The following is a 12,536-nucleotide window of genomic DNA, read 5'->3' on the forward strand; positions in this document are numbered from 1 at the left end:
TGTCTGGATTTTTTTTTGTTAAAAAAAGTAGAATCATAAGGATTTTAAAACTGATTTAGTACATTTAATGAATGAAGAATTTTATCTATATAATGCTAATTTTGGTCACAGCTTTTGGCTGCAGTACTTCAAATATGCAAGAAAAAAAAATCTCAAAAAAAGGAAATTTAACAACAAACGATACAGTTAAAATTATAAATGAAGAAATAAATTATGAAATAATAATTATTGATCCAGGATTCAATAGCTGGTACGTATCTTATGCGAAACCTCGCAATTATTACTCTCAAAATTATCTTGAAACAAGAAATAGAGATTGGGTTATTGGCTGGAACAATTTATTTATGCGTGGAAGCAGATTAATTGATATGGCTATTGACTATCAAAGCAATACTAATTATGGTTATGAAGTAAACTATCTTATTTATAATTACCTCACTTATTTTCAATTAACCAACAAAATTAAGCTCGGCAGCTTTGTTCCAAGAATTTAAAAACGTAGTTTTGTAACTATATTAATTCAGTATGAATAAGCTTAAACAACGCTGGGGAATTACCTCTAATTACCAGCTGGTTATTATATTTATCGTTTTTGCCATCAATGGTTCTCTTTCGGCAAGAATTTCTTATTACCTAATGGGTTTGATCGGCATCACTAAAGAAAATACACATTGGACTTTCTATTACATTATTCTTTTAGTACTCGTTTTACCGCTTTACCCGTTTATGCTGATGGGTTTTGGGTGGCTTTTTGGCCAATCGGTTTTCTTTTTTCCCTTTGCGAAGAGAATGATCCGCAGCATGAAATTAGGTTTTTTATTACCTAAAGGAAAAGTTGAAGAAAAGTAAAAATCTAAAAATAGAAAAAGCCAGAAAGTCGTTACCTTCTGGCTTTTTTATAATTAATATAAAACTTTACTTTTCTGATTTACTAAAATAGTAGGTGTAGATCCAAGTTAATGTGAATGTTGGCAAAACGTCTGTAAAAGGCAATAATTCTTCAAGGAAAGAAATCACGCCACCTATTTTCCCAACAGTTCCTTTATACATATTGGCTAAAATAATTCCTGAAATCGGAGCCCATGCAAAATCAGCAAATTCCCCAAAAAAAGGCAACGCATAAGAAAACATTCCGATAGCGTCAAAAAGCAAACTCAGAAACAATTGCTTTTGTTTTTTATTTGAAGCTGTTTTAATTTGAACCTGTTCTGTCATTTCCAATGGTTTAGATTAAAACCTACCACGCAAAACCAATGCCAATTATTTTTTCAGCTTTTCAGAAAATTGTTTTCTGACCTTTTCCACCTTTGGCGTAATCACATAACTGCAATACGATTTCTCTTTATTTCTGGCATAATAATTTTGGTGGTAATCTTCTGCCACATAAAATTTTGAAGCTACAGAAACCTTTGTAACTACTGGTTTTCCAAAAGTATTTTCTTGGTTTAATAGCTTAATATAATCTTCGGTAATTTTCTTTTGCGCTTCATTATGATAAAAAACCTCACTTCTATATTGCGTTCCCACATCAGCTCCCTGACGGTTTAAAGTTGTTGGGTCGTGTGTGGCGAAGAAGATTTCCAATAGCTCTCCAAAACTTATTTTCGAGGGATCAAACGTGATTTGAGTCGCTTCCGCGTGCCCCGTTGTTCCCGAAGAAACTTCCTCATAAGTTGGATTTGCAGTTTTCCCTCCAATATACCCTGATTCCACTTTTTTAACACCTTCTAATTCTAAAAAAATTGCTTCGGTGCACCAAAAACAACCGCCTCCAAATGTGGCAACTTCCAATCCTTTTTCTACTTCCATCTTAACGGGTTCCTTGTTTTCTGAAATTAATTCTTCTTTTTTTTCTTTTGACTGACACGAAATTGTGATCAAAGTCAGCACAGCAATCATCTTTTTCATCTTCTTCATTTAATTTTTTAAAATTAATCAATAAATACACCAAAAACTCGGTATTAACGAAACTTTATATATCCACATACGAAAGAATGTGAACCGAAAGATGTGAAAGTTTTCTAAAACTTTGTTTCTTTGTATAAACTCCGAAAATAATGATCCACGCAAAAAATCTACATAAATATTACGACAAACTTCACGTTTTAAAAGGCGTGGATCTGCACATTGAAAAAGGTGAAATTGTTTCTATCGTAGGAGCTTCTGGCGCAGGAAAAACAACTCTACTGCAGATTTTAGGAACTTTAGACAAGCCTTCTCTTGAAAACGAAACGGTTTTAAAAATCAACAACGAAGATATTTTGAAAATGAACGACAAGTCACTTTCAAAATTCAGAAATCAACAGCTCGGTTTTATCTTTCAGTTTCACCAGCTTTTGCCAGAATTTACAGCTTTAGAGAATGTTTGCATTCCCGCTTTTATCGCCGGAAAACCTAAATCTGAAACCGAAACGGAAGCCAAAAGGTTGTTAGATTATCTGGGATTATCCCACAGAATCAATCACAAACCCGGAGAATTGTCAGGCGGTGAACAGCAAAGAGTTGCCGTTGCCAGATCATTAATTAACAAGCCTGCCGTAATTTTTGCTGATGAACCTTCAGGGAATTTAGACACCGCTTCTGCAGAAAATTTACACCAATTGTTTTTTAAATTAAGAGATGAATTAGGACAAACTTTTGTCATCGTAACCCACAACGAAGAATTAGCCAATATGGCCGACCGCAAACTGATTATGTCAGACGGATTAATTCCTTAATTTGCTGTATTTCAAATAAATTATGACCCAAAAAGAGCTTAAAGATTTTTTAGACGAAAAAGTAGAACTGTATAACAATCCTGATTTTATTGAAAGTGACCCAATACAGATTCCGCATTTATTCTCTTTAAAAGAAGACATTGAAATTGCCGGATTTTTGAGTTCAATAATTGCTTGGGGAAACAGAAAGATGATCATCAACAACTCTAAAAAGATGATGGATTTGATGGGAAATTCTCCATATGATTTTGTGATGTCGCATCAAGATTATCAGTTAGAACGTTTAGAGAATTTTGTCTACAGAACTTTTAATGGTGGTGATTTTATCAGTTTTATCAAGGCTTTACAAAATATCTATAAAAATCATAATGGTTTGGAAGCTGTATTTCTTAAAAATCAGGAAGCCCATTCCATGCAGAAAAGCATCCATGAATTCAAAAAAGTTTTCTTTGAAATTGAGCATTTGCAACGAACCCAAAAACACATTTCTGATCCGTTGAATAATTCGGCTGCAAAAAGAATCAATATGTTTTTAAGATGGATGGTCCGCGAAGATAAAAAAGGCGTTGATTTTGGCCTTTGGAAGACCATATCTCCCGCAACATTATCGTGTCCGTTAGATGTTCATTCTGGAAATGTAGCTCGAAAATTAGGTATTTTAACCCGAAAACAAAATGATGCAAAAGCTTTGGCAGAATTAGATTTGCAATTGCGAAAATTAGATCCCAATGATCCTGTAAAATATGATTTTGCTTTGTTTGGATTGGGCGTTTTTGAGGGATTTTAAGTCGATTATTCGATGTTTAGATTTGTAAATTATTCAAAAAATCGAAGTATCAAATTATTGAAAAATCAATTTAATCAGCTAATTAACGTACCTTTGCACAAAATTTACAAATTATGTCCACTTTCGAGCAATTTAATCTTCCAAAATCATTAGAAAAAGCAATTAATGATTTAGGATTCACAGCACCCACTCCAATTCAGGAAAAATCATTTTCTGTAATTGCGTCAGGTCGCGATATGATGGGAATTGCGCAAACCGGAACGGGAAAAACATTTGCATATCTTTTGCCTTTACTTAAATTATACACGTTTACGCCCACACACACGCCAAAAATCGTAATCTTGGTTCCAACAAGAGAATTAGTGGTTCAAGTTGTGGAAGAAGTTGAAAAATTGACAAAATATATGTCCGTTAGAACTTTAGGAATTTATGGCGGTGTCAATATAAATACGCAGAAAACCAATGTATATCAAGGAATTGACATCTTGGTTGGTACGCCGGGACGTGTGATGGATTTGGCTTTGGACAACGTAATCCGTTTTGATGAAACTCAAAAACTGGTAATTGACGAATTTGATGAAATGCTGAATCTAGGTTTTAGGATTCAGTTGACTTCGATTTTAGCAATGATGCGACCAAAGCGTCAAAACATACTTTTTTCAGCAACAATGACTGATGAAGTAGATGCTATTTTGAATGATTATTTTGATTTTCCTGAAGAAGTTTCGTTGGTTCCATCGGGAACTCCTTTGGAAAAAATCAAACAATTAAAATATAAAGTTCCGAATTTCAATACGAAGATTAATCTTTTGAAAAACCTTTTGGCAAACGACGAAAGTATGTCAAGGATTTTAATTTTCATAAACAATAAGAAATTTGTGGATATGGTGTATGACCGAATTGTGGAAGAATTTCCAGATCAATTTGGTGTTATTCACTCGAATAAATCACAGAATTATCGTTTAACCACGATGGAAAATTTCCAACAAGGAATTTTGAGAGGAATCATTACGACCGACGTAATGGCGAGAGGTCTTGATATTTCTGACATTACGCACGTTTTAAACTTTGATGTTTCTGAAGTTCCAGAACAATATATTCACAGAATTGGTAGAACCGGTCGTGCTGACAAAGACGGGATCGCCATCAGTTTCATTGGTCCAAAAGAGGAAGATTTCTTTATTGAGAGCGAACTTTTAATGAACAAAGAAGTGGATCTTGTTCCCATTCCCGAAGCGGTAGAACTTTCAACTGTTTTGATTGAATCTGAAAAAGTGAGACAGCCGGTTAAAATGGCAATGAAAAAAGTAACTAAAGGAAATGGTGCTTTTCACGAAAAATCAGAGAAAAACAAACAAGTAAATTTGGGTGGTCCAGGGAAAACGAAACCTCGCAAAACAAAAGCGCGAAACCGTGGTGTGGAAAGAACTCGCGATAAAAAGAGAAAAGATAAAGGAAAATAGGATTTCCAATTACACCAAATTGCACGAATTAACACAAATTAAAAAGTCTAAATACAGACAAATTTTTGTAGAAGTTCGTGCATTTGTATTTCATAAGGTTTACTGTTTCGAAAAAACCAAACAAACTGGAGAACACAATTCTATTCTTTTCCCGGTATCAGTAAGCTTTCCTGTAATTTTGTCAATTTTAAAAATCACAACATTATTAGTGTATTGATGTCCGATCAATAAAAATTTTCCAGTTGGATCAATTACAAAATTTCTTGGACCTTTTCCTTTTGTATCGATTTGATTCACCAAATCTAAACTTCCTTTTTTGTTAATCGCAAAGGTGTTGATTGTGTTCGCATCTCCCCTATTTGTAGCGTATAAAAACTTTCCGTTTGGCGAAATATGAATATCTGCCGAGCTTGTTTCTCCTTTAAAATCTTTCGCTTCAATAGTTGTTTCATGCACCAATTTTAAAGAACCGTTTTTGTATTTGTAAGTAGTTAGGCTTCCATCCAATTCGTGTAAAACATAGACAAATTTACCGTCGTTGCTGAACACCAAATGTCTCGGACCGCTTCCTTTTTTTGTATCAATTGTTTCTTTCAAAGTCAAAATTTCTTTGGAAGCATTTTTATCATATTTATAAATTAAAATTTTGTCCAACCCTAAATCGTTCGCCAAAACAAATTTCTTATCTGGCGAAAAATAAACCATATGAACGTGTGCACTTTCTTGTCTTTTTTCATTGACACTTTTACCAGAATGCTGGATAATTTGCTGGGCTTCAGTTAAACTTCCGTCTGCATTTTTTCCAAAAACAGAAATAGTTCCGCCCGAATAATTGGCAGAAATTACATTTTTATCGTCATTGATGATGTAACAAGGATCGGCTCCGTGGGTATTTTGTTTGTTCAAAAAATTTAGCTTTCCACTTTTGGAATTAAATCCAAATGAACTAACTGTACTTTCACTTCCGTTTTCATTCACGCTATACACAAAATCATTTCCTTCTGAAACAGTCAAATAACTTGGATTAATAACATTTTCAGTAGTGGCTTTCAAAGCAAAATCGCCTGTATCTGTACTAAAATCATAAACATAAATCCCTTTGCTTTCACACGAATTTGTATACGTTCCAATAATTAAATTGTAAATTTTATCTTGCGCGTTCGTCACAGTTGCAAAAAAAAGTGTAAAAATTAATAGGGCAATTTTTTTCATTTTGAGAAATTTATGCTGTAAAATTAAGTTTCAATTTTGGAAAAAGGTTGGAAATAAATGTTAATTAAATCGTTGACTATTTTGCTACAGAAGGCATTTCAGAAAATATAAGAAACAAATATCAAATGAACATATATATCTTAAATGCTAAATAAAATATTGTTCAAAAAAACGCTTCACAACTGCCAACAAATTCGTATTTTTGACAAACTTTCATTTAATGCAGTTCAAACATCCAGAAATTCTATACTTCCTTTTTTTATTGGTTATTCCAATTCTGGTTCACTTGTTTCAATTGCGTCGCTTCAAAAAAGAATATTTTACCAACGTCCACTTTTTAAAAGAGCTTGCCATACAGACCCGCAAGAGTTCAAAAATCAAAAAATGGTTGCTTTTGGCCACGCGCTTGTTTCTTTTGACGTGCTTGATTATTGCTTTTGCACAGCCATTTTTTCAAGCAAAAGATTCAAAAGGAAGTACCAATGAAATGTTTATCATTTTAGACAACTCTTTTTCGATGCAAGCCAAAGGAAAACAAGGCGAATTGATGAAAAGAGCGGTTCAAGAATTATTAGAAAATGCTCCTGAAAATCAGATCTTTTCGTTAATTACAAACTCCGAAACATTTTGGAATACCGATATAAAATCGATCCAAAAAGAACTTCAAAATTTAAAATACAGCGCTTCTTCTTTTCAATTGGACAATTTAATGGCGAAGATAAAATCACGCAAATCGCCTTATAACAAAGACGTTGTCGTGATTACGGACGCAGTTGGTTTAGAATCAAAACAGTTAAAAAGTATCGACAGCACTTTTAATACGTATTTCATAGTCCCGAAAGCGGAGCAAAAAAACAACGTTTCGATTGACAGCGTTTACATCAATCAAACTCTGGACAATTTTTATGAAATTGGCGTAAAGCTTTCTTCTTACGGCAAAAATGAAAATGATATTCCGATTGCTTTATACAATGATAAAAAACTCGTTGCCAAAACAATAGTCAAATTCGAAGAAAAAGAAAAAGCAATAAATTTCACAATTCCGAAGGAAGATTTTAACGGTTATGCTTCTATTGAAGACAATGCCTTGCAATATGACAACCAGTTGTTTTTCAGCATTTCAAAACCAATAAAAACCAATGTAATCAGCATTGGACATGTTGAAAAAAGTGCTTTTCTTAGAAAAATTTATGCTGATAAGGAATTCATTTACAACAATTTTGATTTGAAATCTTTAGATTACAATCAGCTTGAAAAACAAGACGCAATTGTTTTAAATGAAATTCAAGAGGTGCCACAAGCTTTGCAAACCACCTTGAAATCTTTTGTAGAAAAAGGGGGCAATTTAATCGTAATTCCATCGCAAGAAAGTTCGGTTTCTAACTTGAATTCTTTGATGCAAAATTTTGGTGGCATTCAGTTCAAAACATTAGAAAATAAAGAGAAATTAGTTTCTAAAATTGCTTTCAGCCATCCGCTTTACAGCACGGTTTTCGAGAAAAAAATAGATAATTTTCAATATCCAAATATCAAAAATTCGTTTGCAATTTCAAGCGCTTTTCCTTCCATTTTAGGATTTGAAGACCAAAGCACATTTTTGACTGCAATTTCAAATTCAGTGAGTTCGGTTTATGTTTTTTCAGCTCCGATCAATAAGGAAAACTCGAATTTTCAAAATTCTCCTCTAATTGTTCCTACGTTTTATAATATGGCGCAAAGCAGTCAAAAAACAGGAATAAATGCCTTGACAATCGGCGAAAACAATCCGTTTTTGATAGATGCTTTATTATCAAAAGATGAAATTTTAGAAGTCAAAAGTTTACAAGAAAATGGTTCGGAAAAATTTATTCCAATGCAACAGATCTTGAACAACAAAGTAAAATTAACATTTAATGATTTCCCTCAGGAAGCTGGAAATTTCGGAATTTATAAAAAAGACGAATTGCTTAAAAAAATCAGCTTCAATTACAACAAAACCGAAAGCGATTTATCGTCATCCAGTGAAGCTTTGCTTTCTGACTTTAAGGTAATTGATAGTATTGACAACGTTTTTGATACGTTAAAAACGGATAGAACCGATAACGAAATCTGGAAATGGTTTGTTTTTCTAACCCTTTTATTTTTGGTCATTGAAGTTTTGATACAGAAATTTATAAAATAATTTCGTTTCAAAAATTAGATTTTACAACAACACAACACGCATAAATATGAACTTGATTATTCGACAAGCAAAAATTATTGACACCAAAAGTCCGAATCACAATCAAACTTCTGACATTCAGATTGAAAACGGAATCATCACTAAAATTGGCCAAAACTTACCAAATCCAGCTGATTTTGAAACGTTGGAATTAGAAAACCTTCATGTTTCTCAAGGTTGGTTTGATTCCAGCGTAAGCTTGGGCGAACCTGGTTTTGAAGATAGGGAAACGATTTCAAACGGATTGAATACGGCTGGAAGAAGCGGTTTTACGGCAATAGCAATGCAACCGAACAGTTTTCCTATTTTAGACAATCAAGCAAATATCAGTTTTGTAAAAAGCAAATCGGCTGATTTTGCAACCGATTTATTTCCGATTGGAGCATTGACAAAAAACAGCGAAGGAAGCGATTTAGCCGAACTTTTTGACATGAAAAATTCAGGGGCCATTGCTTTTGGAGATTACAACAAAAGTCTTTCCAACTCTAATCTTTTGAAAATTTCGTTGCAATATGCGCAAGATTTTGACGGTTTAGTGATTGCTTATTCACAAGATGCAAACATTAAAGGAAGTGGAGTGGCAAACGAAGGAATTGTCAGCACACGATTGGGTTTAAAAGGAATTCCGGCTTTGGCAGAAGAATTACAAATTGCCCGAAATCTTTTTATTTTAGAATATACAGGCGGAAAACTACACATTCCTACGATCTCTACAGCTAAATCAGCTCAGTTGATTCAAGAAGCAAAAGCAAAAGGATTAAGCGTAACGTGTTCTGTGGCTGTACATAATTTGGTTTTAACCGATGAAAAGTTGGACGGATTTGATACTCGCTTTAAAGTTACGCCACCTTTGAGAACTGATTCTGACAGAAAAGCATTGATTGAAGCTGTGAAAAACGGCACCATTGACATAATCACTTCAGACCATAATCCGATGGATATTGAACACAAGAAGATGGAGTTTGATATGGCAAAAAATGGAACAATCGGATTGGAAAGTGCTTTTGGAGCTTTGCTGACGGTGCTACCACTAGAAATTGTTATCGAAAAATTACTTGCCGGAAAAGCTATTTTTAAGGTAGTAAATCCAGAAATTAAAGAAGGAAATGTTGCCAATTTATCACTTTTTAATCCGGAAGGAAATTGGAATTTCAGTAAAGAAAACATCTTGTCAAAATCCAAAAATTCTGCTTTCCTTGGACAAGAAATGAAAGGAAAAGCATACGGAGTTTTTAATAATACGAAATTAGTTTTAAATAAATAAATTATGCAGAATACTGTTGAAGAAGGAAAAACGATTGCTATTGTCTCACACCTTTCCATCATTGGAACCATCATTGCTATTGTGATGAATAATGATAAAAAAAATACTTTTGCAACCTTTCATATTCGCCAAACGCTTGGAATTTTTCTATTATTTTTCGCTTTGGGATATCCGGTTGGACTTTTTGACGATTGGATGATTTCATCTTCATTATACATTTTCATTTTCATTCTTTGGGCTTACAGCTTTGTGAGTGCGCTCCAAGGACAGATGAATTTGATTCCTTTATTAGGAAGTTTTTTCCAGAAATTTTTCAAAAATATTATCTAAAATAAATGAAAACCAATATTGAATATCTCGTTAGAGAACCAAAAATAAAGAAAGAAAAAAATCCGTTGTTGCTTTTGCTTCACGGTTATGGAAGCAACGAGGAAGATTTATTTTCATTTGCCGGAGAACTTCCAGAAGACTATTTTGTAGTTTCCGCAAGAGCACCTTATGATTTGCAACCTTACGGACACACTTGGTACGCGATCACTTTTGATGCTGACCAAAATAAATTTTCAGATGACAATCAAGCGATTGAATCCAGAGATTTGATTGCCAATTTTATTGACCAGCTGGTTTCTGAATTGCCAATTGATCCTGAAAATGTAACATTGATTGGTTTCAGCCAAGGAACAATTTTAAGCTATTCGGTTGCTTTGAGTTATCCAGAAAAAATAAAAAGAGTTGTCGCGTTGAGCGGTTATTTGAATGAAGGAATTTTAGCTTCGGGTTATGAAAGCAAAGATTTGAGCCATTTGAAAATGTATATTTCTCACGGAACGCAAGACCAAGTAATTCCTGTAGAATGGGCTAGAAAAGCTCCGGAAACATTGAAAAGATTAGGAATTGATGTTGTTTTTAAAGAGTATCCGATGGGTCACGGCGTTTCTCCACAGAATTTTCACGACCTAAAAAATTGGCTGGAAAACAATTAAAAATAATTTCAGGTTAAAGCATAAAAAACCGCAAATTCACGATTAAAAATCTGTGAATTTGCGGTTAACTATTTTATAAGAAACACCTCTTAATCCTCTGGGTTGTCGCTTCCGGTGATGACTTCTTCATTAACCATCGCTCCGGCATACATGATTGAATCGCCTTTTTTAAGCGTAAATCCTTTGTCGGTAAGCAATTGCCATTCGTCTTTTACGTAAGGACTTCCTTCTGATTTGCGTTCCATAATTACAGAAGATTTATAATTTGGAAGGAATAATTCAGCCTTGTTCCCATCTTCCTCTAAAACAGCAAAAGCACTGATTACTGGGTCTCCTGCCTTAATTTCTGTTGGTGGATTCAAACGAATTCCGTCTTCAAATGGACGGATGCACGTCTTTTTTAAAACCGACCACCTGTATCCTGCAGAACTGAAGCAACCATTTTCATCTTTATCAACTCCTGCCACTTTTGCCAAGCTATCTTTTTGGATTCCAGCGTTATCGGCTGCACCTCCCAAATCCCTGCAAGAAACTGCAGAAATTAAAATAGCAAAAAGGAAAACCAGTTTTTTCATTGGGAATATTTATTTTTTTGAACTATAAATTTATAAAAAAAACTTCTATTTCAATGTTTTTGAATAAATAAAAGTATCCATCGTTACAAACTCCGTTGGCTTTCCTTCATTTTTAAAATATTTCACCAAAACTTCTCCCCAAGCACCGCCAATATTGAAATCAGCAATAATCCAACGGTGGTTTAAAATTTTTATTTTATTTATAATCGCTTTGTTTCCATTGATTTGATCATATTTGGTCAGCGGATTTCCATTCGGATTTTCGTTTAGCGTATTAATTTCATCCTTGATTTCTGAGGCCAATTTATTGACGTCATATTCTTCAAAATATTCAATCGCGTTATCATTATATTCTAAAGAGAAATAATTGGCTTCCATAATTTGATTGTTCAAAGAAGCTATAGAATCTCTTTCTACTTTTGATTCCTTTAGACAGGTTTCAATTCTTTTGTCATCCGAGTTTGATTTTTTGGAAAAATACATATACGTGTAAATGTTCAAAAGTATCGAAAATGGCAATAAATAGAAAATCGTTTTTTTCATTTTTATAAGTTAAATAGTTATTTGTAAGTTGTCATACGCTAAAAAAATATTCGCCGGAAGTCGTTTTTGAACCTCTTCGTGAAAGCCCATCGTGTGGCTGATGTGCGTCAAATAAGCCTTTTCTGGATTGACAAGCGTGATAAAATCTAAAGCTTCCTGCAAGCTGAAATGGGAATGGTGCGGTTCTTCACGCAGTGCATTTACAACCAACACTTTTAAGCCTTTAAGTTTTTCAATTTCCCCATCTTCCACGGTTTTTACATCCGTCAAATAGGCAAAATCATCAATTCTGTACCCAAAAACAGGCAAATCGCCGTGCATCACATAGATGGGAATTGCAGTTTTATCTCCAATTTTAAAATTCTGATTGTTTTTAACCAAAATTGGTTCGACAGAAGGTGCTCCTGGATATTTGTTTACCGTTTCAAAAACATAGGCAAAACGCTGTTTCAATGACACTAAAACCCTATCATCTAAATAAATAGGAATGTTTCCTTGTTTGAAATTAAACGGGCGAATATCGTCAATTCCAGCAGTGTGGTCAGCATGTTCGTGGGTGAATAAAATTCCGTCCAATTTCTGGCAACCAGAAGTCAGCATTTGCTGTCTAAAATCGGGTCCACAATCAATAACAAAGGAGTGATTTTCCCAAGAAATCCAGACCGAGACACGCAATCTTTTATCTTTAAAATCGTTACTATTGCATACAGGATGATTGCTTCCGATAACCGGAATGCCTTGTGAAGTTCCTGTACCCAAAAAATAGACTTTCAAGCGCGTTAATTTTTTACA

15 protein-coding genes are annotated in these 12,536 nt (G+C 33.9%); 9 read left to right on the top strand and 6 right to left on the bottom strand.

Translation table 11 applies throughout. The features are described 5' to 3' along the window. Positions 1–71 precede the first annotated feature (71 nt). Both EG849_RS08505 and EG849_RS08510 read left to right on the top strand, forming a co-directional pair. Positions 72–494, top strand: a complete 423-nt coding sequence (locus EG849_RS08505) for a DUF6146 family protein (RefSeq protein WP_125012659.1) — start codon at positions 72–74, stop codon at positions 492–494. 31 nt (positions 495–525) lie between these two features. Then, positions 526–849 (top strand): DUF6787 family protein, encoded by a 324-nt coding sequence (locus EG849_RS08510; protein WP_125012660.1) that lies wholly within the window; start codon positions 526–528, stop codon positions 847–849. Positions 850–915: 66 nt separating this feature from the next. On the opposite strand, the gene EG849_RS08515 is transcribed toward EG849_RS08510, so the two are convergent. Beyond that, a complete protein-coding gene (locus EG849_RS08515) occupies positions 916–1,215 on the bottom strand; it encodes a hypothetical protein (RefSeq protein WP_125012661.1) in 300 nt (99 codons plus the stop codon). Positions 1,216–1,260: 45 nt separating this feature from the next. Next, complete coding sequence (msrA, locus tag EG849_RS08520) at positions 1,261–1,908, bottom strand: peptide-methionine (S)-S-oxide reductase MsrA (RefSeq protein ID WP_125012709.1); 648 nt, start codon at positions 1,906–1,908, stop codon at positions 1,261–1,263. A gap of 149 nt (positions 1,909–2,057) precedes the next feature. On the opposite strand from msrA, the gene EG849_RS08525 reads away from it, so the two are divergent. From EG849_RS08525 to EG849_RS08535, 3 genes are all read left to right on the top strand, one after another. Next, positions 2,058–2,717, top strand: coding sequence for an ABC transporter ATP-binding protein (locus EG849_RS08525; protein ID WP_125012662.1), 660 nt, complete (start codon positions 2,058–2,060; stop codon positions 2,715–2,717). Positions 2,718–2,739: 22 nt separating this feature from the next. Continuing rightward, entirely contained in the window at positions 2,740–3,504 is a 765-nt protein-coding gene (locus EG849_RS08530; protein WP_125012663.1) for a TIGR02757 family protein, read from the top strand. 113 nt (positions 3,505–3,617) lie between these two features. Then, positions 3,618–4,967: a DEAD/DEAH box helicase gene (locus EG849_RS08535; RefSeq protein ID WP_125012664.1), complete on the top strand. Its 1,350-nt coding sequence runs from the start codon at positions 3,618–3,620 to the stop codon at positions 4,965–4,967. A gap of 99 nt (positions 4,968–5,066) precedes the next feature. On the opposite strand, the gene EG849_RS08540 is transcribed toward EG849_RS08535, so the two are convergent. After that, positions 5,067–6,179, bottom strand: a complete 1,113-nt coding sequence (locus tag EG849_RS08540; protein WP_125012665.1) for a lactonase family protein — start codon at positions 6,177–6,179, stop codon at positions 5,067–5,069. Positions 6,180–6,399: 220 nt separating this feature from the next. Between EG849_RS08540 and EG849_RS08545 the strand changes: the two genes are divergently transcribed. The 4 genes from EG849_RS08545 to EG849_RS08560 are packed head-to-tail and all read left to right on the top strand — an operon-like array spanning position 6,400 to position 10,626. Beyond that, positions 6,400–8,340 (top strand): vWA domain-containing protein, encoded by a 1,941-nt coding sequence (locus tag EG849_RS08545; RefSeq protein WP_125012666.1) that lies wholly within the window; start codon positions 6,400–6,402, stop codon positions 8,338–8,340. Positions 8,341–8,386: 46 nt separating this feature from the next. Then, a complete protein-coding gene (locus EG849_RS08550) occupies positions 8,387–9,643 on the top strand; it encodes a dihydroorotase (protein ID WP_125012667.1) in 1,257 nt (418 codons plus the stop codon). Between the two features lie 3 nt (positions 9,644–9,646). Then, positions 9,647–9,973, top strand: a complete 327-nt coding sequence (locus EG849_RS08555) for a hypothetical protein (protein ID WP_125012668.1) — start codon at positions 9,647–9,649, stop codon at positions 9,971–9,973. 5 nt (positions 9,974–9,978) lie between these two features. After that, positions 9,979–10,626 (top strand): alpha/beta hydrolase, encoded by a 648-nt coding sequence (locus EG849_RS08560; RefSeq protein ID WP_125012669.1) that lies wholly within the window; start codon positions 9,979–9,981, stop codon positions 10,624–10,626. An 89-nt stretch (positions 10,627–10,715) separates the two neighbouring features. Here EG849_RS08560 and EG849_RS08565 read toward each other — a convergent pair whose 3' ends face one another. Genes EG849_RS08565 through EG849_RS08575 form a run of 3 tightly spaced genes read right to left on the bottom strand, consistent with a single transcriptional unit; the run spans position 10,716 to position 12,518 of the window. Further along, the gene (locus EG849_RS08565; RefSeq protein WP_125012670.1) at positions 10,716–11,201 is read right to left on the bottom strand and encodes a hypothetical protein; all 486 of its coding nucleotides are present in this window, start codon (positions 11,199–11,201) and stop codon (positions 10,716–10,718) included. Between the two features lie 45 nt (positions 11,202–11,246). Beyond that, entirely contained in the window at positions 11,247–11,744 is a 498-nt protein-coding gene (locus tag EG849_RS08570; RefSeq protein WP_125012671.1) for a hydrolase, read from the bottom strand. A gap of 9 nt (positions 11,745–11,753) precedes the next feature. Then, complete coding sequence (locus tag EG849_RS08575; protein ID WP_125012672.1) at positions 11,754–12,518, bottom strand: MBL fold metallo-hydrolase; 765 nt, start codon at positions 12,516–12,518, stop codon at positions 11,754–11,756. Between the last annotated feature and the right edge of the window lie 18 nt (positions 12,519–12,536).

Source organism: Flavobacterium macacae, assembly GCF_003865365.1.
GTDB classification, from domain to species: Bacteria; Bacteroidota; Bacteroidia; order Flavobacteriales; family Flavobacteriaceae; genus Flavobacterium; species Flavobacterium macacae.